18 protein-coding genes are annotated in these 22,527 nt (G+C 60.3%); 11 read left to right on the top strand and 7 right to left on the bottom strand.

What is annotated here, in order from left to right; all coding sequences use genetic code 11:
• Together fliF and fliE are read right to left on the bottom strand one after the other, a co-directional pair.
• The coding region (fliF, locus tag AC1DIX_RS15525) for a flagellar basal-body MS-ring/collar protein FliF (RefSeq protein ID WP_477325496.1) at positions 1-1,507 on the bottom strand (1,507 nt) is incomplete at its 3' end.
• A gap of 17 nt (positions 1,508-1,524) precedes the next feature.
• On the bottom strand, positions 1,525-1,869 hold the full coding sequence (fliE, locus tag AC1DIX_RS15530; RefSeq protein WP_442122493.1) for a flagellar hook-basal body complex protein FliE: 345 nt from the start codon (positions 1,867-1,869) through the stop codon (positions 1,525-1,527).
• Between the two features lie 349 nt (positions 1,870-2,218).
• On the opposite strand from fliE, the gene AC1DIX_RS15535 reads away from it, so the two are divergent.
• Genes AC1DIX_RS15535 through AC1DIX_RS15565 form a run of 7 tightly spaced genes read left to right on the top strand, consistent with a single transcriptional unit; the run spans position 2,219 to position 8,518 of the window.
• Entirely contained in the window at positions 2,219-3,073 is an 855-nt protein-coding gene (locus AC1DIX_RS15535; protein WP_477325498.1) for a FliM/FliN family flagellar motor switch protein, read from the top strand.
• The gene (locus tag AC1DIX_RS15540) at positions 3,074-3,436 is read left to right on the top strand and encodes a FliM/FliN family flagellar motor switch protein (protein WP_442122495.1); all 363 of its coding nucleotides are present in this window, start codon (positions 3,074-3,076) and stop codon (positions 3,434-3,436) included.
• Positions 3,433-4,221 (top strand): flagellar type III secretion system pore protein FliP, encoded by a 789-nt coding sequence (gene fliP, locus AC1DIX_RS15545; protein WP_442122496.1) that lies wholly within the window; start codon positions 3,433-3,435, stop codon positions 4,219-4,221. The genes AC1DIX_RS15540 and fliP overlap by 4 nt, the downstream gene beginning before the upstream one ends.
• Before the next feature lie 12 nt (positions 4,222-4,233).
• Positions 4,234-4,503, top strand: coding sequence for a flagellar biosynthesis protein FliQ (fliQ, locus tag AC1DIX_RS15550; protein WP_442122497.1), 270 nt, complete (start codon positions 4,234-4,236; stop codon positions 4,501-4,503).
• Positions 4,504-4,516: 13 nt separating this feature from the next.
• Entirely contained in the window at positions 4,517-5,296 is a 780-nt protein-coding gene (fliR, locus tag AC1DIX_RS15555; protein ID WP_442122498.1) for a flagellar biosynthetic protein FliR, read from the top strand.
• Complete coding sequence (locus AC1DIX_RS15560) at positions 5,289-6,428, top strand: EscU/YscU/HrcU family type III secretion system export apparatus switch protein (RefSeq protein ID WP_477325500.1); 1,140 nt, start codon at positions 5,289-5,291, stop codon at positions 6,426-6,428. The genes fliR and AC1DIX_RS15560 overlap by 8 nt, the downstream gene beginning before the upstream one ends.
• Positions 6,425-8,518, top strand: coding sequence for a flagellar biosynthesis protein FlhA (locus AC1DIX_RS15565; RefSeq protein WP_477325502.1), 2,094 nt, complete (start codon positions 6,425-6,427; stop codon positions 8,516-8,518). Before AC1DIX_RS15560 ends, AC1DIX_RS15565 begins: the two co-directional genes overlap by 4 nt.
• A 32-nt stretch (positions 8,519-8,550) precedes the next feature.
• Here the strand turns inward: AC1DIX_RS15565 and AC1DIX_RS15570 are convergent, their stop codons facing one another.
• Together AC1DIX_RS15570 and AC1DIX_RS15575 are read right to left on the bottom strand one after the other, a co-directional pair.
• On the bottom strand, positions 8,551-9,399 hold the full coding sequence (locus tag AC1DIX_RS15570) for a hypothetical protein (RefSeq protein ID WP_477249787.1): 849 nt from the start codon (positions 9,397-9,399) through the stop codon (positions 8,551-8,553).
• Positions 9,400-9,500: 101 nt separating this feature from the next.
• Positions 9,501-10,382, bottom strand: coding sequence for a flagellin N-terminal helical domain-containing protein (locus AC1DIX_RS15575; RefSeq protein ID WP_442122502.1), 882 nt, complete (start codon positions 10,380-10,382; stop codon positions 9,501-9,503).
• 378 nt (positions 10,383-10,760) lie between these two features.
• Between AC1DIX_RS15575 and AC1DIX_RS15580 the strand changes: the two genes are divergently transcribed.
• The 3 genes from AC1DIX_RS15580 (at position 10,761) to AC1DIX_RS15590 (ending at position 15,202) form a co-directional block, all read left to right on the top strand.
• Complete coding sequence (locus AC1DIX_RS15580; RefSeq protein ID WP_477325504.1) at positions 10,761-12,986, top strand: tetratricopeptide repeat protein; 2,226 nt, start codon at positions 10,761-10,763, stop codon at positions 12,984-12,986.
• A 218-nt stretch (positions 12,987-13,204) separates the two neighbouring features.
• A complete protein-coding gene (locus tag AC1DIX_RS15585; protein ID WP_442122504.1) occupies positions 13,205-14,128 on the top strand; it encodes a glycosyltransferase family protein in 924 nt (307 codons plus the stop codon).
• Positions 14,129-14,158: 30 nt separating this feature from the next.
• Entirely contained in the window at positions 14,159-15,202 is a 1,044-nt protein-coding gene (locus AC1DIX_RS15590) for a glycosyltransferase family 4 protein (RefSeq protein WP_442122505.1), read from the top strand.
• Between the two features lie 135 nt (positions 15,203-15,337).
• Here AC1DIX_RS15590 and AC1DIX_RS15595 read toward each other — a convergent pair whose 3' ends face one another.
• From AC1DIX_RS15595 to AC1DIX_RS15605, 3 genes are all read right to left on the bottom strand, one after another.
• Positions 15,338-16,699, bottom strand: coding sequence for a Fic family protein (locus AC1DIX_RS15595; protein ID WP_477325506.1), 1,362 nt, complete (start codon positions 16,697-16,699; stop codon positions 15,338-15,340).
• 1,084 nt (positions 16,700-17,783) lie between these two features.
• Positions 17,784-17,999 carry a helix-turn-helix transcriptional regulator gene (locus AC1DIX_RS15600; RefSeq protein ID WP_477325508.1) on the bottom strand — a complete coding sequence of 72 codons (216 nt, stop codon included), beginning with the start codon at positions 17,997-17,999 and terminating at the stop codon, positions 17,784-17,786.
• 985 nt (positions 18,000-18,984) lie between these two features.
• Positions 18,985-20,535 carry a patatin-like phospholipase family protein gene (locus AC1DIX_RS15605; protein ID WP_477325510.1) on the bottom strand — a complete coding sequence of 517 codons (1,551 nt, stop codon included), beginning with the start codon at positions 20,533-20,535 and terminating at the stop codon, positions 18,985-18,987.
• A gap of 842 nt (positions 20,536-21,377) precedes the next feature.
• Between AC1DIX_RS15605 and AC1DIX_RS15610 the strand changes: the two genes are divergently transcribed.
• The gene (locus tag AC1DIX_RS15610) at positions 21,378-22,370 is read left to right on the top strand and encodes a hypothetical protein (protein WP_477325512.1); all 993 of its coding nucleotides are present in this window, start codon (positions 21,378-21,380) and stop codon (positions 22,368-22,370) included.
• The last annotated feature ends 157 nt before the right edge of the window (positions 22,371-22,527 follow it).

Genomic DNA, 22,527 nt, shown 5'->3' on the forward strand with positions numbered 1-22,527 from the left:
GTGCGGCCAGTGCGCCGGCGGCGCCGTTCAGGGCCGCCGCACCGCCGCCCGGCAGCTGGGCCAGGGCGGGGGCTTGCGCCGCCTGCGGATTGCCGCGCCGGGTCAGCATGCGCATGAGCGGGCGCAGGACCGCGAACCAGGCGAACAGGGCGCCGACGATCCAGGCCGCCCAGCCGGTCATGTCGACCACGTTGTCGCGCTGCTGGTACCACGGCTCGGCAGGAGCCGGGGCAGGGAAGCTCAGCGAGGACACCGCCAGCACGTCGCCGCGGTTGGCGTCGATGCCCAGGCCGCCGCGCAGGATCTTGTCGATGTTGGCGATCTCGTTCGCGCTCCAGCCGGTCTTCGGCGAGGCCGCCTTGGCGTTGTTCAGCACCACCGCCACCGACAGCTTCTTGAGGCGGCCGCGCGAGCGCTTGATCTGGGTGATCGCGCGGTCGTAGGCGTACTGGCGGGTGGTCGCATTCTTGCGTGCGCTGCCGTCGTCGCCCTTGGCGTTGGGATCGGCGGCGCCGTTGGCGGCCGCGTTCGGGTCGGCCGGAGGCGCCGAGACCGGAGGACGGTTCGACAGCGTGCCCGGCACACCCAGCGCCACGCGGCTCTTCTCCAGCTCTTCGCGCATCGCTTCGCTGGTGACCTTCGGCGCTTCGCCGTACTTTTCCTGGGTTTCCTCGATCTTGTCGTTGTCGACGTCGGCGGTCACGCTGACCTTGAAGTTGTCGGCGCCGAGGACCGGTCCGAGCAGCTCGTTGACGTTGGCGCGCACTTCGTCCTGGAAGCGCTTGGCGGCGGTGTCGCTCTGGGCGGCGCCGTCGAAGCCGTCGGCCAGGTCGACGCGCGAGGACAGGTAGTTGCCGTTCTGGTCGACCAGCGAGACCCGACTCGGCGCCAGGCTGGCGACGCTGCCCGAGACCAGGTTGACGATCGCGGCGATCTGTTCGTTGGAGAGGGTGTGGCCAGGCTTGACCGCGACCACCACCGAAGCCGAGGACTTGTCGCCGTCGCTGGCGACGAAGGAGGTCGACTTGGCGATCGCCAGGTGCACGCGGGCCGAGGCGATCGCGTCGATCGTCAGGATCGACTGCGCCAGTTCGCCTTCCAGGCCGCGGCGGAAGCGCACGTCCTGCACGAATTGCGACACGCCCAGCGGGTCGCTCTTGTCCATCAGTTCCAGGCCGGCCGGCAGCTGCGCCGTCACGCCTTTCGCGGCCAGCAGCATGCGCACCTTGCCCAGCTGGTTGGAGGGCACCAGCACTTGGCCGCTGTCCGGGTGCACGCGGTAGGGCACGTGCTCCGCCTCGAGCACGCTCATCATGTCGGAAGCGGCGACTTTTTCGCGCGCGCCGAAGAGCGGTTTGTAGTCGGCCTGGTCCTTCCACATATACAGGGTGACCGCGGCGGTGATGGCGATCGCCAGCACCAGCATCGGGGTCAGGTTCTTCGACAGCGCGGGCGGCAGCGCCGGCAGGCGTTTTCCGCCGATGGCGGACTTGAGAGCGGCAATCACAGTGAGCTTCTTCCTGATCAGACGGGGAGCTTGAGCAGTTCGTCGACGGCGCCCATGACCTTGTTACGCACTTGCATCAGCATCGAGAAGGACAGGTTGGCCTGCTGCGAGGACAGCATGGCGCCGACCAGGTCGTCGCTCTTGCCGCTGTCGACGGCGGCCATCTTGTCGCTCGCCGCGCGCTGCTCGCCGTCGACGCTGGCCAGCGCATCCTTCATGCTTTGCGCGAAGGAGAAGCCGCCGGTCGCGCTGTTCTGGGTCGGCTGCCCGATGTCGATCGACGGGGCCACGGCAAGGCGGCTGGCGTCATTGGTCAGGGCGGCGAGATCGGCGCGGATCAGACCAGCAAGTTCAGTTCCCATCGTGTTTCCTGCTCCCATGCGTAGATTTCGTGTGTGAAGGTTGGTAGCGAATTGACAGTGTTTCCTAGTGTCAATGTGTCGAAATTTCGATTGCGCTTTGGAAATTGTTAAATTTTTAGGTTCTTGAAGAAGCTTGGTTTCTGTTGCGGAACCAGGGGAAATATCAGCTTCGTCTATCGCCGCCCTGTATGAATTTCCTCAATTCAGCGCTGAACACCAGCATATTACCGTACGGCAATGATGAATTCAAAGAGGAATCTCAAGCGTTGCGACACAATTTAACAGGTATAATAGTTGCCTTGGGGAATGAAAAGAAAGCATTCCTGCTTATTTAAATGTTAATTTGAACATGCCGATCGCAATCCCTGACCCTACCTCGCAGCACCAAGTGCTCGACCCCTGCCTGCTGGGGCGTCCGGTGCATCTGCTGCCCCAGTTTGCGGGACGTCTGCTGGATGACATTGACGCTGCAATGCAAGGTGCCGCGCGCCGTTACTGGGGTGGCTGGCGTCTCGACAGTGTCGTATTCGGACGCGCGCCGCAGGACACCGGACTGCGTTGGATGGCCGCAACGGGTGCCTTGGGCACGGTTTCGGTGGCATTTGAACGTGGTTTATTGCTGACACTGTTGGAGCGGCGCTACGGTGGCCGTAGCGCCGCCGCAATGCCGCGCGATCCCGGAACGGAACGCGTGACGGCGACCGAAGAGCGCCTCATCGTCGTGTTGACGCAACAGATGGTCGACCTGTTGTATGCACGCGTCGCTGTAAGCGCAGCAATGGAAGTGGCGCCGAGGCCGGTGCCGGCCGGCGCCGTGGCCGGATCGACCATGCCGGGCAAGAGCGCCTGGACGATCTGCGCCACGGTGCGCGATGCCAACGGTGCAACGAGCCGGTTCTGGATCGCCCCGGACCAGTCGCTGATGGCTGCGATCCTGGGCAGCCTGCGCTCGGATCACCCGCACGCCCATGCGGTGCGCGGACCGAGCGAACCGCTGTCGTCGAAGCTGCAGGTCAAGCTCGACGGCCGCCTGATCAGCAAGGAGATCACGCTGGGCGCGCTGTTCGACCTGAAAGTCGGGGACGTGATACCGGTCAACGTGGGCCGGGCCGACGTCCTGCTCGACGAAGCGTGCCTGTTTACGGCCGCCGTCGCTGAGCACAAGGGAAAGCTGTGTTTAACCTCTTTTGAAGATGCCGAGTAAATGGACATGAACCTGAATGAGCAAATCGCCGGCGGCGACATCATCATCGACGACCTGGAAGGCGGCGATGCCCCGGTCGCCGCAAGCAGTGGGGCGGCCAAGTCGGCCCGCCTGCCGCAGATGATGCGCCGCATCCCGGTGACCCTGACGCTGGAAGTGGGCTCGGCCCGCATCTCGCTGCAGGAGCTGATGGAGATCGGCCCGTCCTCCGTGCTGCCGCTCGACGCGCTGGCCGGCGAGCCGCTGGTCATCAAGGTCAACGGCGCCGCCATCGGCCGCGCCGAAGTGGTGGTCGCGGGCGAGCAGTACGGCTTGAAGGTGATCGATCTCGACGGCCTCAACCTGGACCTGATCGCACCATGAGCTTGAAGCTGGACGGCGCGAAGCCGCGTCGAGCTTTGCGCCGCTACGCGCCGGCCTTCGCCGGCGTTTCTCTTTTGCTGATCGCGGGCGCGGCATCGGCTGCGCCGCAGCATCCCGACCTCCTGCCCGGGATCATCCCCGGCACCGGCAGCGGCCTCACCGTGAAGTCGCAGATCCTGGTGCTGATGACCGTCCTCGGGCTGCTGCCCGTGATGGTCATGATGATGACCAGCTTCACGCGCTTCGTGATCGTGCTGTCGCTGCTGCGCCAGGCGCTGGGCCTGCAAACGGGCCTGCCGAACCGGATCATCACCGGCGTCGCGCTGATTCTCACGCTGCTGGTGATGCGCCCGGTCGGCGAGCAGGTCTGGAACGAAGCCTTCGTCCCCTACGACAAGGACAAGATCACGCTCGAGCAGGCGCTCAGGACCGCCGAGGTGCCGCTGTCGCGCTTCATGCTGGCCCAGACCAGCAAGGCCGCGCTGGCCCAGGTCGCGCACCTGGCCGGCGAGCCGCCCGAGATGGCGCCGATGCAGCGCGGCTTCACCGTCAAGCTGGCGGCCTTCGTGCTGTCCGAGCTGAAAAGCGCCTTCCAGATCGGCTGCATGCTGTTCATTCCCTTCCTGATCATCGACCTGGTGGTGTCGTCGGTGCTGATGGCGATGGGCATGATGATGCTGTCGCCGCTCGTGATCTCGCTGCCTTTCAAGCTGCTGCTGTTCGTGCTGGTCGACGGCTGGACCCTGACCGTGAACACCCTGGTCGGCAGCATCCACGGATACTGAGTAAATAAAGATATGACTCCCGATATCGCCGTCGACTTCGTGGCCGAGGCGCTGCGGCTGGTGATGCTGCTGGCGGCCGTGCTGGTGCTTCCCGGCCTGGTGACCGGCGTGATCGTCGCGCTGTTCCAGGCCGCCACCTCGATCAACGAGCAGACCCTGAGCTTTCTGCCGCGCCTGCTGGTGACCCTGATGGCGCTGATCCTGGCCGGGCACTGGATGACCGGCAAACTGATGGACTACTGCGTGGCCGTGTTCCAGCGCGCCGCCCAGCTGGTCGGATAGGCCGGCGCGCACGATGCTCGAAGTCGCCGGTTTCCTGCTGCCCCTGATCAGCGCGCTGTGGTGGCCGTTCGCCCGCTGCATGGCGATGCTGGCGACCGCGCCGGTGCTGGGCGAGTCCTATGTGCCGCTGGCGGTGCGCGCGCTGCTGTCGGTGGTGCTGGCCTTCATGATGCTGCCGATGACGCAGGGCCGCGCGATGCCCGATCCGTTCTCGCTGGCGGGCGTGGTGGCGATGGTCGAGCAGGCCGTGATTGGCGGCGTGATCGGCCTGGCGCTGCAGCTGACGATGGCGGTGGTGTCGACGCTGGGCTTCCTGGTGTCGAGCCAGATCGGCTTTTCGATGGCGCAGATGAACGACCCGGTCAACGGCCAGCAGTCGGACGTGGTGTCGGGCCTGCTCGGGCTGGTGGCGATCCTGGTGTTCTTCGCGATCGACGGCCACCTGGTGCTGGTCGGCGTGCTGGGCCAGAGCTTCCGCGCCTGGCCCGTCGGCGGCGGCTATGCTCCGCTGCTGCTGCAGACCGTGGCCCTGAACGTGGGCTGGGTGTTCGCGGCCGCGATCCTGCTGGCGCTGCCGATCGTCTTTTCGACCCTCGTGGTGCAGATCGGTCTCGGCTTCCTGAACCGGGTGGCGCCGTCGCTGAACCTGTTCTCGCTGGGCTTTTCGCTGGTGACGCTGTTCGGCCTGATGATGCTGGCGCAGGTCGTGCGCTTCATCCCCGAGCATTACGTGCAGATGACTAACCAGGTGCTGGAGATGCTCCAGCAGCAGATGAGGGCGGCCCATGGCTGAAGGCAGCGGCGGCGACAAGACAGAAAAGGCGTCAGGCCAGAAGCTGAGAAAGGCGCGCGAGCAGGGGCAGGTGGTCCGCTCGAAGGACCTGGCCACCGCGGTCGGCATCCTGGCCAGCCTGAAGCTGCTGGTGTTCCTGATGCCGGACTACCTCGAATCCTTCCGCGCGCTGTTCCGCATGGTGTTCGTGCCGCTCGGCGAAGCCGGGGCGATCGAGAACGCGCTGTCGATCGTGTTCGGCAATGCGGCCATCCTGCTGATCAAGATGCTGCTGCCGCTGTTCGGCGTGACCCTGGCGGTGCTGCTGTCGAGCCTCGTGCCTGGCGGCTGGAACTTCTCGACCGCCAGCCTGGCGCCGAATTTCAGCCGCTTCTCGCCGGTCACGAACCTGGGCAACCTGGCCTCGGCCAAGCACTGGAGCACCTTCGGGATCTCGGTCGCCAAGGCGCTCGTGCTGGCGACCGTGCTGTGGTACGTGGCGCGCTCCGGCGCGGCATCCTGGCTCGACCTGCAGCGCCTGCCGCTGTCGGACGCCATCCTGCGCGGCGTGTCGCAGCTGTTCGACGCCCTGATGGCGCTGATCTCGGTGTTCCTGCTGTTCGCCCTGGTCGACGTGCCGCTGCAGTCCTTCCTGTTCGCGCGCAGCCAGCGCATGAGCAAGCAGGAAGTGAAGGAGGAATTCAAGAGCACCGAGGGCAAGCCCGAAGTGAAGGCGCGCATTCGCCAGATCCAGCAGCAGCTGGCGCGGCGCAACGTGAACAAGACCGTGCCGACCGCCGACGTGGTGATCGTCAACCCCGAACACTACGCGGTCGCGCTGAAGTACGACACCAGCCGCGCCGAGGCGCCTTTCGTGGTCGCCAAGGGCATCGACGAGATGGCCCTGTACATCAAGGCGGTGGCGGCGAAACACAGGATCGAGACGGTCACGCTGCCGCCGCTGGCGCGCGCGATCTACAACACCAGCCAGGTCCAGCAGCAGATCCCGGCGCAGCTCTACCAGGCGGTATCGCAGGTGTTGAACTATGTGCTGCAACTGAACGCATTCCGTGACGGCCGGCGCCAGGCGCCCCCACGGTTCCCGAACGAAGTCGTCGTTCCCAGTCATTTGAGTGAGGTATCCGCAACATGAACATGATTAACGGCTTGATGGCCGAGCTGCGCCGCCAGAAGTTCGCCACCCCGGCGTTCCTGCTGGCGCTCCTGGCGATGATCATGCTGCCGCTGCCGCCGGTGCTGCTGGACGTGATGTTCACCTTCAACATCGTGCTGGCGCTGATCGTGATCCTGGTGTCCGTGTCGGCCAAGCGTCCGCTGGACTTCTCGGTGTTCCCGACCGTGATCCTCGGCACCACGCTGATGCGCCTGGCGCTGAACGTGGCCTCGACCCGCGTGGTGCTGCTGCGCGGCCACGAGGGCAACGCCGCGGCCGGCCATGTGATCGAGGCCTTCGGCAACGTCGTTATCGGCGGTAACTTCGTGGTCGGCATCGTGGTGTTCGTGATCCTCATGATCATCAACTTCATCGTCGTCACCAAGGGCGCGGAACGGATCTCCGAGGTCTCGGCGCGCTTCACGCTGGATGCGCTGCCCGGCAAGCAGATGGCGATCGACGCCGACCTGAACGCGGGCCTGATCAACCAGGAACAGGCGCAGCAGCGGCGCAAGGACGTCGCCAACGAAGCCGACTTCTACGGCGCCATGGACGGCGCCTCGAAGTTCGTGCGCGGCGACGCCATCGCCTCGATCCTGATCCTACTGATCAACCTGATCGGCGGCGTCGCAATCGGCGCGCTGATGCACGGCCTGTCGATGGGCGATGCCTTCCGCCAGTACGCGCTGCTGACCATCGGCGATGGCCTGGTCGCGCAGATTCCGGCGCTGCTGCTGTCGGCGGCGGCGGCGATCCTGGTGACCCGCGTCAGCGATTCCGGCGACCTCGAAGAGCAGGTCGGCGGCCAGCTGCTGGCCCAGCCGAGCGTTCTGTTCTCGGCCGCCGGCGTGATGATCATCCTGGCCCTGGTGCCTGGCATGCCGTGGTTCTTCTTCATGATCTTCGCCGGCGTGCTGGCTTATGTGGGCTGGCGCCAGACCGGTCAGGTCAAGGCGCCGTCGCAGGACAGCGTGGCCGCCATCGAGGCCGCGCTGCGCGAAGACCGCGTGCCCGACCTCGACTGGCAGCAGCTGCCGGTGGTGCAGCCGATCTCGGTGGCCGTCGGCTATAAGCTCGTGCACCTGGTCGATAAGGCGCAGGGCGAGGCCCTGACCAAGCGCATCAAGGGCGTGCGCCAGAGCCTGTCCGAGCAAATGGGCCTGCTGCTGCCCGCCATCGGCGTGCGCGACGATCTGACCCTGCGTCCGAACCAGTATGCGATTTCGCTGAACGGCACCGTGGTCGCGGAAGGGGAGGTGGTGGCCGAGGCGCTGATGGCGATCCCGTCGCCGACCGTGTACGGGCAGCTGGACGGCATCCCCGGCATCGAGCCGGCTTTCGGCATGGCCGTCACCTGGATCGACCCGGAGCAGAAGGCGCACGCGCTGGGCCAGGGCTACCAGGTGGTCGAGGTGGCAAGCGCGATCGCGACCCACGTCTCGAAGATCGCCAAGGATTACCTGTCGGAGCTGTTCCGCCACGAAGACGTGCCGGCGATGATGGACCGCCTGACGGCGCTGTCGCCCAAGCTCGCGTCGGCGCTGGACAAGGCGCTGACCCACACCCAGCTGCTGCGCGTGTTCCGCGTGCTCCTCGCCGAGAGCGTCTCGCTGAAGGACATCGTGGTGATCGCCACCACGCTGCTGGACAGCTCGGAGTCGACCAAGGATCCGATCCTGCTGGCGGCCGAGGTGCGCTGCGCGCTGCGGCGCCAGATCGTGTCCGGCCTGTACGGCAAGAAGAAGGACATGCCGGCGTTTAACCTGTCCGGCGACCTGGAGAACATGCTGCTCGGTTCCCTGAACCAGGCGCGCCAGAACAATGGCGGCAAGATCGCACTCGACAATTATCCGATCGATCCGCAGCTGCTGTCCCAGCTGCAGCTGAACATGCCGGTCGCGCGCGAGCAGATGAAGCAGCAGCACACGCCGCCGCTCCTGCTGGTGTTGCCGCAGATCCGTCCGCTGCTGGCCCGTTATGCGCGCCTGTTCGCGCCGGGGCTGCACGTGCTGTCGTATAACGAGATTCCGGAGAACCGCGAGGTCTCCATTATTGGTTCGGTGGGCTGACCATCGTGGGCACGGAGTGCCCACGCAAACCTTTATTGAAGAACGGGAAGCACCAGCGCCAATTCCGCCATCGCACGAAACACCGGCAGGCTGAGCGCCGACGCCGCGTCCGTCGAAGGCAGGCGGATGTGGGCAGGCCCCATCGGCAGGCTGGCGCGGTACTTCCATCCCAGCACGCGCAATCCGGCGCGTGCCACCGCTTTCTCGAGTTTCGGCTCCAGCGCGCGCAGGCGCGCGAGCGAGGCTTCGTCCGGCGCGCACAACTCCAGGCGCACGCCGTCGGCCAGGGGTTCGGCCTGCACGGTCACCACGGTGCCATCAATCAGCACCAGTTCCAGGCGCAGGGCGGCGCGGGCACGGCGCCTTTTTTGCTGCTGTTGCGCTTCGTGCTCTTCCTGCACCACGCGCAGGTGCTGGTCCTGCGGGCTGCCCGCATGCACCGTGAAGCGCCAGGCGTCGAGAGGGGAGGTCTGGTCGCCCTGGCGCAGCACGCGCGGATCCTGGCCCGCCAGCAGCATCGCCGTCGGCAGCTGGCCGGGGCGCGCCTGCAGTTCGCGGTTCACGAGCTGGGTGCCATAGCTGCGCACCATGCTGCGCCATGAACTGGCGAGCGTCCCGGCCTCTTGAGTGGGCCAGCTCAGCTGGCGCGCCATCAATACCTGGTCCGGCCGCATCGCGGCGCCTTCCGCCATGCCGTCGCCGCCCGGTGCGGCTTTCGCCTGCGCCTGTTGCGCGCCGGGCAGGGGCAGCGGCAGGGAATCCATCTCGGCCAGCAGCGCGGCCGGGGCGACGGCGGCGACCGCACCGACCGGCAGCGGCCCGGCGGCGGGTGCAGCGGGCAAGGCCGGCGCAAGGAGCGGGGGGAAGGACAGGGAGGCCATGATAAAGGCAGAGTAACAAGTAAAAAGGCCAACCGCAAGGCTGGCCTTTGGGGGCTCCCGGCTGGTCTAGCCCGGGAAGGCGGCCGATGCCGGCCCTGCGATTACTGCAGCAGGGACATGACCATCGACGACATGCTGTTGGTCTGCTTCAGCATGGCGGTCGAGGCTTGCAGCAGCATCTGGTTCGAGGTCATGTTCGAGCTTTCAGCTGCGAAGTCGACATCCATGATGCGACCGGTTGCGGCTGCGGTGTTGGTCGAGACGTTCGACAGGTTGTTGTAGACGTGGTCCAGGCGGTTCGAGGCGGCGCCCAGCTTCGAACGCAGGCCGCTGACGGCGTCGATCGCGTCCGACAGGGTCTTGATGCTGCCGTTGGCTGCCGTGCTCGAAGCGATTTCGGTGCCGACGGCGGTGACGGTCGAGCTGGCGGTCGAGCTGAAGGCGCCCGAGGTGCTGCTGATGTCGGTAGCCATGGTCGACAGGTCGGTCGAGAAGTCGGCGGTCATCTTCTCGGTTTTGTCCGAGCCGATCTGGAAGTCGATGGAGCTCTTCAGCTTGCCGGTCGAGGTGTTCAGCAGCTCGGTGCCGCCGAACTTGGTGTTCGACACGATGTTGCTCAGTTCCTTGCCCAGCGAGTCATACTCGGTCTGCATCGCGGTACGGTCGGTATCCGACGACGAACCATCGGCTGCCTGGGTTGCCAGGTCCTTCATGCGGACCAGGATGTTGTTCACTTCGCTCAGCGAACCTTCGGCGGTCTGCAGCATCGAGATCGAGTTCTGGGTGTTGCGCATTGCAACTGCCATGCCGCTGCTCTGGGCTTTCAGGCGGGTGGCGATCTGCAGGCCGGCTGCGTCGTCCATTGCCGAATTGATGCGGTAGCCGGTCGACAGGCGGGTCATCGAGGTCGACAGGCTGGTCTGGGTCTTGCTGATCGAGTTTTGTGCGGACAGCGAAGCGGCGTTGGTGTGAAGGCTCAGCATTTTCAAGCTCCTGAATATCGGTTTGGTCTGTTCGGAGCAGCCTTTCTGGCGCTCTCACAAGTACAAGACGACCGTTTCCACACATCCATTAAATTCCACGCGGAAATTTTTTTAAAAATTTTGCGGTCGCGCGTAAGCCCTTGACTTCATGGGTAGGGCGCGATTGCCTGAGTATCCGCTCCTTGTTCAATCATCAAGAACGGCCCGGGCACGCCCTCGTGTCGGGAAAGCGCCACGATCCTGCGCCGGTCGCAAGGCATCCAGCGATTATGTTGCCCTACGAAAACTCTTTCCTCTATAATCACGAAGACTTTCCTTCGCCGGCATACCGTTGCTCTCTCGCCGGGCGAACCCATTCTATCTATCGCGTTCCCCCACATGGCATATAGTAATAGTTCCGTTCCCGGCCATTCCGGCACCCAGGACCAGGCTCAGGCCAACCAGCTGTTCAACCACGGCCTGCAGCTCCACAGCCAGGGCCAGGTCAATGAAGCGATGCTGTCGTATGAACAGGCGCTCAAGCTCGCACCCCGGCATTTCCAGGCCTTGCACCATGTCGGCATCGGCGCTTTCCAGTTGGGCGACCCTGGCCTGGCGGAACATTTCATCCGCTCCGCGCTGGCGGTCAACGCGAACGTGGCGGAAGCGCACGGCAACCTGGGCAATGCGCTGAAAGAACAGCAGCGCTTCGACGAGGCGCTGGACAGCTACGACGCGGCATTGGCGCTGCAGGCCGGCGATGCGGATACTTATTACAACCGCGGCATCGTTCTGCAGGGGCTGCGGCGGCAGGAAGAGGCGCTGGACAGCTACGACCGTGCGCTCGCGCTCAACGCCGACGACGCACAKGCCTGGAACAACCGTGCCGTGGCGCTCAAGGACCTGGGCCGCTTCGAGGCCGCCCTGGAGAGTGTCGGCCGCGCGCTGGCGCTGAACGCGCACAATGTCGAGGCCCACAATAATCGCGGCAACATCTTGAACGATAGCGGCGAGGCCGAAGCCGCGATGCAGGCCTATGACCTGGCGATCGAGCTGTTTCCCGGCTATGCGGACGCCTGGTATAACCGGGGCCGCGCACTGCAGGCGCTGGAGCGCACCAAGGAGGCCGTGGAAAGCTACAGTAAGGCGATCGCCCTGAACCCGCAGCTGGTGCAGGCCTACAATAACCGGGCGACGGTGCTGCGCAAGCTCAGGCGCCTCAAGGAGGCGCTGGCCGACTGCGAGCAGGCGATCGAGCTACAGCGCGGCTACGTCGAGGCCTATCGCACCCAGGGGCAGATCCTGCGCGACATGGGACGCCCGGACATGGCGGCCCTCAGCTACGAGGCGGTTACCGTCCTGGACAAGAGCGACGCCCTGGCGATGCAGCATCGCGCGCTGGCACTGAAGGATAGCGGGCAGTACGAAGCTGCGCTCGAAAGCGTCGGCCGCGCCATTGCCCTCGAGCCGGACAACGCCGACCTCTACCTGACGCGTGGCGTCATCCAGCGCGAAACCAGGGACCACGACGCGGCGATCGCCAGCTGCCACAAGGTGATCGAACTTTGGCCGCACCATCCGTCGGGCTATACCAACCTGGGCCGCGTAATGGAAGAGCTGGGGCGCAGTGAAGAAGCGATGGCCTGTTATGAGCAGGCGCTCGCGGCCGATCCCGCCTGCTCGCTGGCCCGCTTCAACCGTGGCCTGCTTCAGCTGCAGCAGGGTAACTACGCGGAAGGCTGGCGCAGCTACGAGTCGCGCTGGACGGCGCAAGAGCTTTCCCTGTCCAGGGACAGGCGCGAATACGAGCAGCCGCTCTGGACCGGCGTAGAGTCCCTGGCGGGCAAGACCATCCTGCTCTGGGGGGAGCAGGGCCTGGGCGACACGCTGCAGTTCTGCCGCTACGCAAGCATGGCCGCTCAGCGCGGCGCCACCGTCATCCTCGAAGTGAAGCCCGAACTGGTCAGCCTGACAAGCAGCCTCGATGGCGTGTCGCGCGTCATCGCCAAGGGCGATCCGGCCCCGGCCTTCGACCTCCATTGCCCGCTGATGAGTCTTCCGCTGGCGTTCGGCACCCTTGTCGAGACCATCCCGGCCGGCGTGCCTTACCTGGCCGCCGATCCCGCCAAGGTCGCGCACTGGGCCGGCACGCTGGGCGAGCAGACCCGTCCGCGTGTGGGCGTGGTCTGGAACGGCAATCCCAAGTACCAGAACGACGCCATCCGCAGCATCACGCTGGAGCAGTTCGCGCCGCTGTTCGGCGAGGAATGCGACTTCGTCGTGCTGCAAAAGGAGGTGCGGACGGCCGACAAGGCGGTGCTGGGCCTGCAGCCCAAGGTGCGCCAGTTCGCTGCGGCGATCCGGGATTTCAGCGACACGGCGGCGCTGTGCGAACTGATGGACGTGATCGTCACCGTCGATACCAGTGTGGCGCACCTGGCTGGCGCACTCGGCAAGCCCGTGCGGGTGCTGCTGCCCCGCCGTCCCGACTGGCGCTGGCTGCTCGAGCGGGAAGACAGCCCGTGGTATCCGAACGCGAAACTGTACCGCCAGCCCTCCGAGGGAAATTGGAGCGCGGTCATCGACAAGGTACGTGCGGACCTGCGCTCGCGACATGCGAACTGAATGACGAACGAATCGCTTTTTGACGGCTTGTTAACGAGAACCTTCGGCTCTGATGCGGCTTTCCAACGAAGCCTTGCATGTCGCCATCAATACGGTGGCGGCGGCTTGTTTGCTTGAGCGCATTCATGATATTGTCTGACGCCAACAAAGTAAAAAATGTCTTCTGGCCAAGTCTCAAACAGCGCCTCTTTTCTTTCCCTATCCTGATCGAAGTCTAAATGAGCTTTATCAATCAAATCATGGCGCTGCAAGAGATTGCGGTCACGCCTGACAATGCGGCCGCCATGATGACGGTATGTGCGAACCTCGAGCAGGAAAATCCCTATATTCCATCCGATTTCAAATGGATACTGGACTACAAGCGTTTCGAGATCGAGCGCTTGCGCGGCGCCGCGGGTCCGGCACTCGGCTACCTCAAGGCTGCCATTGCACTCGCCCCGTACCGCGAGAACCTGCAGCAGCTTTACAAGGGACTCGTCGCGAAGACACCGGCGAAAGCGTCGCTGGCCTTGATCATCAGCTGCCGCCGCTATCAGGACAACGCGCTGCGCCTGGCCCAGCAGTTCGACGCGGCACAATTTCCGTACCTGATCGTGACCGGTTCGGATACCGCCCCGATCGAGCATCCGCGCGCAATCCAGGTCAACGCCCCCGACAATTATGAGAGCCTGCCTCGCAAGGTGACGGCAGCCTTGCACTGGGTGTATGAGAACGTCGATTCCCAGGTGGGTATCCTGAAGGTGGACGATGACCAGACCCTGGTCGATCCGGAAAGGCTCAAGGATGCGGTTTACCTGCTCAAGCAGGAGGACGTCTATGCCGGTTTCCCGGTGACCAGCCTGAGTCACGACCGTTGCTGGCACTGGAATAAATGCGAGGATCCGGTACTGAACCGGCGCGCATACGGCAAGCCCTTCCACCGTCCATGGGCACGTGGCGGCGCCTATTACCTCGGCAGCGGTCCGCTGGAAAAGTTTGTCATGGCTACCATTCGTTTCCCCGGCCTGCTGGAAGGCGAATATTACGAAGACAAACTGGTCGGCGACGTGATGGCACTCGAAGGCGTACCGCTTGGACAATTGGAGTCCGAGCGCGACTTCGGCCTGAGCCTGGACCATCAACATCGTTTCGTCGCCGCCTGAGCGGGCGGCACTGCCTATCACTAGGACATCATGAAAATACTGTTACTGAACGACGAGTTCTACACCACCGGCGCCAGCACGGCGATCCTGCGCCTGGCCGAACATCTCCGCGAACAACACGAGGTTTCCGTGATGCCGCGTATCGATGGGGAAGGCGACATCAAGACCAAGCTCAAGGCTCTGGACATTCCGATCGTCTCGAACGCTTCCGACGTCGACCTCGTCGTCGCCAACACCATGATGGGCGGTGAATTCGTGGCAAAGTTCGGCGCCCAATGCCCGATGATCTGGTGGATTCATGAGTCTGATATTGGCCGTCAATTTATCCTGAGGAACCCGGCGCTGGCCGAAGGTTTCCGCCAGGCTGCGGCAATCGTTTTCCAGACGACCTACCAGAAGATGGTGTACAGCAGCTTTACCTTCGATTCCCCTGCCGAGGTACACGTTCTGCCTTTCTGGAACGACGCCATCTACACGCAAGCGATCGAACCGGCACCCAAGGACAAACTTCGCATCGTGTCGATCGGAACAGTCGAGCCGCGCAAGCGCATGCAGGACACGATCAATGCGGTCGAGCTGCTCAGCGACAGCATGAAGCGCGAAATCGAATGTGTCTTCATCGGCAAATTCATTCATCTCCCGGAGAGGGAACAGGCAATCGTCAAGGCGCACCCGGAGCGTTACCACTTCCTGGGCGAGCAGCCGAATGAAATCGCGTTGCGATACCTGGCTTCCGCCGACTGCTTCGTATTGGCCAGCTCGAGCGAGTCGCAACCGTTGTCGATCTGGGAATCGTTCGAACTGGAAGTGCCGATCTGCGTCTCCGACCTGGATACCTATCGGCACATCGGCCTGAAACACGGCGTCAATGCGCTCGTGCACCCGGTCGGCAATACGGACATTCTCGCGGAAAACCTGAGAACGATCCTGAGTAATCAATCGGTACGCGCGAGCCTTCCGAAGGCGGCAAAGAGTCTGCTGCTCCGGACCCTGGCAAAAGACTGGCGCAGCGGTTTCGACGGCATCATCCGGGACGTCACCACGCGCCGGGAAATCAGCAAGCTGGGATATTGAACCGGCTCCGCCGCGCAAGGCCTTCTACTGAAGCAGCCGGAGACCGGTGGTCGGTCTGGTGCAAATTTGGAGTAGCAGAACTTTGCAAGGTTCGCCGAATTCGCATGTTGAGGCTGGCGCCAACGCGTGAGGTTCTCAATGCCTGTGTACCGCCTTCCAGGCTGCGTAGTCGGACGGTCGCAAACCATAGCGCGCCAGTACGCCCTCATGTAAGCGCTTGAGTTCTTCAACGATGAGCGCCTGCACGCTGGACTGCTCATGCTCTGGGACATGGCGCGCCACGGATCGCTGGATGCTGGCGAGTGGCTCGTTTTCAGTGTGAATGACGATCTCGCGAATGGTCTGCTTGATCAGGTCACGCCAGGCCAGGCGCAGCGGATCGGGTTCGGTCAGATTCTGCTTCAGGGCGAGATATTCCTGTGTCGAGCGTTCATAGGCCCAGACGTACAGGTCACGCAGCAGCTCGACGCGCGTCAGCTCGTATACGCCGAGAGTGGCACGGCTGTAGGCTTGCTCGGGTACGTCCAGAAACGTGAGTGGGCACAGATTGGCGCGAAACAGCGGCAGATTCGCGGCCAGCCGCGAAGTGCGTTTATTGATGTCGGCAAATGGCTGCAAGTAAGGCAAATGCACCATCATGAAGAACGACTGCTCGAACGGATCACTGATCTGGTTTGCCTTGTTCAGCAGCGCGTCCAGGGCGTCCTCGATCTGCTGGGACGTGAACAGGGGACGATAGACGTTTTTGCCGATGTCGACCGCATGCAGCCGGATTCTCCCTTCGTCCGCGGGGTTGGGCAGCAAGTTTTCCGCCAGGGCGCTGTGCAGGTTCATCAGCGTGTAGCGGTTGAACTCCGCCTCGCTGATGTTTTCGACAAGAAGTTCGATGGCCGTCTTGTGATTCAGAATCATCTGCGTTTCGATAGCGGCCTTGCCACGGGCCGCTTTCCCGTGCTCGATGAGTTCGCGCGTATCAAGGCGTGAATAGGTATTGCCTTCCAAATGGCTCGACGCCCACGACAGATCGATCAGCAAGCGATTCAGGATGGCCCGGCTGTAGGTGCCTGCAGGCGCCCCGACATCGGCGGTGATGCCCATTTTTCGTAGTTGGCGACGCAATGACTCGGACAGGTACCAAGTCTCGTTTGGGCGGTAGGCGTCCAGAAATTCGCGCTGGTAGCCCACTGGCTTGCGTGCTTCCACGGGCTGGTCGACATAGGCAAGAATGTCCTGGCTGTCCGCGGAGAGCGGGATAAAGCTGGGGAAAGCGTCCGTACCGGCATTTTTTACGCTCGTGTCAGTGCGGGTACCAACGCTGAAATAGCGGCGAGCTCGACCTTCACCTACCGCAGTGACTTGGCTCCGTGCGATCAGTTGTGCGATTGAGCGCTGAGCCGTACGCCGGGCAACATCGGGATGTTGACTAAGAAGTTCAGCCAGTGTCAGACCGGTGTCGGACATTCGGATACTGTTCAGCAAGTCAGCGGCGGTCGGCATGATTGATTGGCGCAGTCAAGAAATAGATGGCGCAATTGTGGCGCAGTTCTCTGAACTGCGCCAGCTTATATGCCAAATATGGCGCGGTTTAAGCTGGGTTTGTTTGACGCCACTGAAAGCTGAGTTCGCCAATAAGTGCTTTGGTATGGATATGAGGCTGGCGCTTTCTCTGCCCGAGCTTCGACCCCAAGCGTAGGCCCGACGCGCAGGCATGGTCTAGACGTGATCATTGTCGACTATCTCAGCTCGATACCGGGGAAGGCGACAAGCGAAACGAGCAGATTGGCTCGTACTCGCGTGGCGTGACGGCCCTGTCCAAGAAACTCCTATGATGGACAAAAGCCCAGCGACCGCGTGACATCCGACGGATGAGCAATATCCATTCGAAGGTCAAAACAAATGCTCATGCTCGAAATTCCTCGTTGTCTTTTGGGGAAGCGGCCTTACTGGTCCGCCAGGCAACGGCACGAAGTTCTCATCCATGCGCTGCCCAGGCGCTCTTGTAGTGCACATATGGCGATCCAAACCTACCCATACAGATCTATCGCCTTGGCGCCCGAGCCCATGGACCGGGCAATCCTTTCAAGACGACTCTTCGATTTCAGAAGGAGCAATTGGAGTTCTCGATCCACAAAGATTTTCTTTGATAAAGAGAATGAATAGTATGACTCATTGGCAACATCAGACGGAAAATTGCATGTTAGCGGTATGGCTGTGCGGACCTTACTGGTCGGCGCGGATATCGTCACAACAAAACGATCATTGAGAACATATGGCCCTCTACGACGCTTTCGCTATAAACTATTGGGTTGCGCCAGACGCTGGACATATCGAATCAAAGAAAACATGAAATACCGCAAACGACTTCTAAGTACTGCGCCAATGATGGACTGGACCGAGGAAGCGTGGTTTTCATAGGGACCGGTGGCCGGTCTGGTGCAAATTTGGAGTAATGGTTCTGATGTCGACTGTCGATGCCGGCCAGTGCGCTGGGACGGCGTTGCCATTGTAGTGCAGAGGGGAGGTGCTTAGGCTCGTCCGAAGCGAACCAAACCAGGCCTGAGATCTGTTGAGTGCAGTGGCGTTAGGCGGGCACGGCTGGTGCCCGTAGCCTGTCAAGATAAGCTGCGACGTCGCGGATATCCGCGTGTAGAGGATCGCCGGATAGCGGGATCGGAAACGTATCTGCTGATCGTTGATTGTACGCTGTCTTCAATGACATACCGATGGCTTCGCATACCTCCTTGAGGTTCAGGCGAGGCTTATTGTAGATGGCGAGAAGCATGAATTCAGTTTGCATGTCTGGCGCACCTCAGAAGGTCAACGCTGACTGTTCACACGTCAATCGTAGAATCGGGGCGTTGAGTGGTTGGTGGAAATATCCGGTCCTGCTTTAACGCTTCTCTAAACGACCTGAGCCTTTCATGAAGTTAGCATGATGACGTTACTGTTGAGTGTGATATCTCAATTTATCGGCCCGCCCTGCCGACTGAATGTATAAGCCTTGAGCGTGGCGCTACCTTTCGTTTAACTGATGAATGAAGAGGCAGTCCGTTGGGACAATCGCGGCGAGCGAGTGCATAGGGCAAGACCGGCTACAGCCGGCGAAGGCTGATCACTGTCGCCAATGGCTGCTATTTGGAAGGCTGGTGTCAGCATTCAGAAAAATCGCCAGCCATTCTTGCCCTAGGGTCTTAGTTCAACAACAGCTCCGAAGGTCCAACGACCGTTACTTCGAACATCCCTTCGAGTTTTATCCGCTGTTGTATCGAGTGCGCCAGTTCAGCCTTGTCATAAGTCCGAGGCGTTTTGCTGATCTGATTAGCGTTTCGGTCGGGCACGCCCGTTAAGAGGGCACACTCGCTATCAGAACATAGCTTCATCGCAGCACTGTGTTCGGCGAAGTAATGGGAAAAGGCGACCGGTACGTTAACGAACCTATAGTTATAGTAGGTTCTCCTTAGACGGGCGTTGAATTGTCGGTGAACCAGCGCTGACGATGGCCTCCCGTTCCGCTCCAGGAATAATTGCCAAAGAGCGGGAGAGCGTTCATCGTCCTGGACGCCACGGCCAGTGAAGAAGTTCGATGAAGTGTCGTGGGGCTGGCATTTTCTCGGAGTAGATGACAGAAGCCAGTACTGCTGAGCTGAAGGGTCATTGGAGCGCAGCGGCTGTGGGTTTTTGGGAAAATTTGGTTGCGTCGTCAGACGGTTTCATTCGCACAGTCCAGCATTAAGAGTCAACCGGACTGACAGGGAAGGCGAAAAATATTTGCTGCTGCTTGTCTAGCGAGCGTCGGTTTTGTCATTGGATTTTCCTCCCATGCCTTTCTTATCCATTAGAGGCCAGCAATCATAGCGAAAGCCGGTACGGCCTTCTTCCTGAGGGAGGATATAACCCGGCCCCACAGCGCCGCTATCCGCGACATACCTTGCAAAACATGGGCTTGATCGTAGCTGGCTCGTTGCAACGTATTCAAGGTCTTTCAAATTTTGCTGAGAAAGCGTAAACGTCATGCCAATAGACTTGACTCGATCACGCAAACTTTCTTCAGCGTCATCGATAAGATCGAAATCGATCTCTGTCATTAAAATACCAGTTGCGACGTATGGGCTAAGAGAATCGGCGGCATGAAAACTTGCGCGCAGCGCGTCAGCATTGAGCGTGGTTGCGCGATCTATAGGAATGCCTGTTACTAAACCTATCATTGAAAGAATTCCTGGACTTCCGCCATGTTGATCAAGCTTATCCTTGTGCTTTTCATTTTTGGCGTTTACTTCGATTATTAATACTTGGCGTATCAAATTTTCGGGGTTTCCCCATGGTGCTACTTGCTGTTTGATACTTGAAGCTGCATCGATTTCAATATAATTGGCGCCGACAGCCCCAAGATTATCCACCAGCCCGCCATCCGATAAATGAATGTATTTTGGTCTTGATCGGAACTTCAGCGGTGATTTCTCATCATATGCGTGAACTAAGTTGTAATGATCACGCATTGCTACCGCTTCCGACGTGAGTCGAAAAGGATTTCCGCCAGTTTCTTCTTTAAGGCGCTCCGGACATTCATCCATGCGGTTTTTTAGTTCTACGTCCGTTAACACAAACGGAAAAGCGCCTGAGGCTGTCATCGCCACTGATAGGGGCAACGGATTCATATTTGTACAGAGCTCGCGAAACTGGTAAGGCACGAACGAAAATGGTTCGCCAGTACTAAGGTTTGTGGCATTCATGACAAAATATGGTCGGTCATTCCTAGTGGCAAGTTCTCCATATGTCATGCCCTTCATGTCAAGTCGCTCTTCAAGGAATTCTTGCATAATTGAAGAGCGGTCGTAGAATCCACGCGGTCGAAGTGCGCGTAGCAAAAGATCGCGCGTATTATCCTTTGATAAAAAGTCTCGCCGAAAATCCGCGTAATGTCCGAAGCCATGTGCTGCGATATAACCCGCTGTAATACTTCCACCAGATGTGGATGATATTAAGACGATGTTATTTGTTATCGGAATCCCATTAATAGTAAACTTTTCCAATTCGTTGAGTGTGGCGGCGGCCAGCGCCGCCGCCCTTATGCCTCCGCCTGACAATGTTACAATTATAAGGTCTGGACGAAGTTGCGGTACTCGCGGCGTTTCCGCGTAATTAATAGAATTGTAGTATGGCTCGCCGAGAGATGTCTTTCTCGTTCCGGCTTCACTGAAACTTTGGTCTTCGTTGTAAATCTTGGGTGATCCGCATGAGGCCAATATTAGAAGACATGCTGCAACGAAGGTGACTGCGAACGCCTTTCGCCATACGCTTAAACGAACGCCACATTCTGGGGTATATAGATGCATGGGTTCTCCCACTTTTCGCCGGCATTTTTAATTATCTACCTGAGTTCGGACAACGTCTATTCGGATCGGATAGAGTGCCCTCTAGGCTCAATTTTTTTCATTTGAGAGCGACGAGATGCCCAAACGTACTTCCGGACGGCGGCTATTCAGCATAAGTAAGCGGGTCGAACGGGTGGCCAGTCGCTGCACGAGACGTAAGGCCTACAACACCCAGTGCATTGGTTGCGTAGATGCGCGCCGCGCTGCAGGACGTGGCCAATACGATTTTCGCGCAATTACGGCCTGCACCTTGCTCGACAGGGACAAGTCGGGGCTGCGGGTGGCCGGCAAGCTATGCTAGTTGCACATTGCCGCCACCGATACGCCCAATCGGCAGGAATGCCTATTAACTAGGTGTGATCGTGACGATGCCAGCTAAAAGTATCCCGCACGAGCGGCCTGAGAACTAGTGCACAACTGTGGGTGCCCACCAGCATCTCAGTGGCCGGTCATGTCTTTTGCAATACCTACCTCTTTACGCAAAATGCTGCACATGGCAGAAGCACGGGCCAGTCATGGAACTAAGCGATGAAAAACCTCTTGTTCAACGCTCACGCCAACGCGATATGCGGGGCTGCTGTCGCGCGCAGACCGTGTTGTGAACTTACGTGACCTCATGGGTGGCGCTATGTAAGCGAAGAGTTCCGATCTACGAATGCTACCGTTTACCCGAAAAACAACAGGATTGTTAGGATGTCTTGACCTTAGGAAAAAAATTATCTAAATTGTAGAAAATACAATAGGACGTCTCAGTAATTGGTTGTAGCACGTGTTCTCCCTTAGCAAATTAATGGAGCGAGCTGATGCGAAAGCGCAAAATAGAATCTTTTCTGACGACGATGTTCCCGGCGTTTTTTCTGACAATTTCGACTCCATTAAAGGCGCAAGTCATCCACCTCAAAGACATTACGCCAACGTGTCCCGCTCCCTATCAATCAGTACCTGTCGCGGGTAAATGCGCACATGACGACAGCAAAATTAACGACTTCAACACCGAGCCGAGCTGTAAAGCATCGCTCGGTCTCAGTTGGAACGGCTCACGTTGCACATTCGTGACCGGAAAAGAAGCGACTCCAAGCTGCGGTACTGCCACCACCGACCTAGCCTTCGAAAATGGGGAGTGCGTAATCGATCATAAGGTGCCTCGCAGCGCTTCTGGCGACTATGTGGGAGATTACTTCCACATCACGGCAACCAGTAGCGATTATCCAGACGTGGTGTACCAGCAGGGAGCCTGGATAAGAGTGATGTCACAACAAAACCTCGGCGAACAAGACCGCGAACTCACCGTCGTTGCCAGCGAGCCGCCGTGTGCGGGCCTGCCATTCTGCGGAAGGCCTTTAGGTGGCCAACAAGCCAAGACAATGAAGGCCAGTAGTCTGGCCGCGCTTGGCGTAGAACGTGTCGGTTGGACTTATGGAGTTTTGGCCTTGCCGTTTAAATATCATACCGGCTCGCGTAGTTTTTCTTCGCAGGTGTCACTTGGGCCATATCTAGGGCGACGCTACGGCGCGCCCGGTTCTGCATTTACTTTCGCGCTGGCTGCTGCAATCGGATCTGTTAAGGGGGAGGTGCGCGACGCACAAAATAATGTTACGAGTACCCCTGATCTTCAAGCGTATTCGATTGCGGGCGGTGTAATGTGGGATATCAGTAAAGCCCCCAATATCAAACCTTTCAAGCTCGGCATGTTTCTGGGAGCCGACATGGTATCGAAGGATAACGTTGTCAAGTTTAAAGACGACCGAAAACTTTGGTTAGCGTTTCAAATTGGCTTTGATTTTACGGATAACTGATTTTGCGGGATTCGAATTTAATAAATTTTCTGACGCATGTAGACGCCAACTATAAGTTGATCTGTCTGCCAATATTTAAATGGCCCATTTTGGGGCCATGGAGAAGCAGTACAGGCAAGGACGGTCACGGCTAGATAAGCGAGATGTCAGAATATGG

It is taken from the genome of Massilia sp. 05N420, from assembly GCF_056397205.1.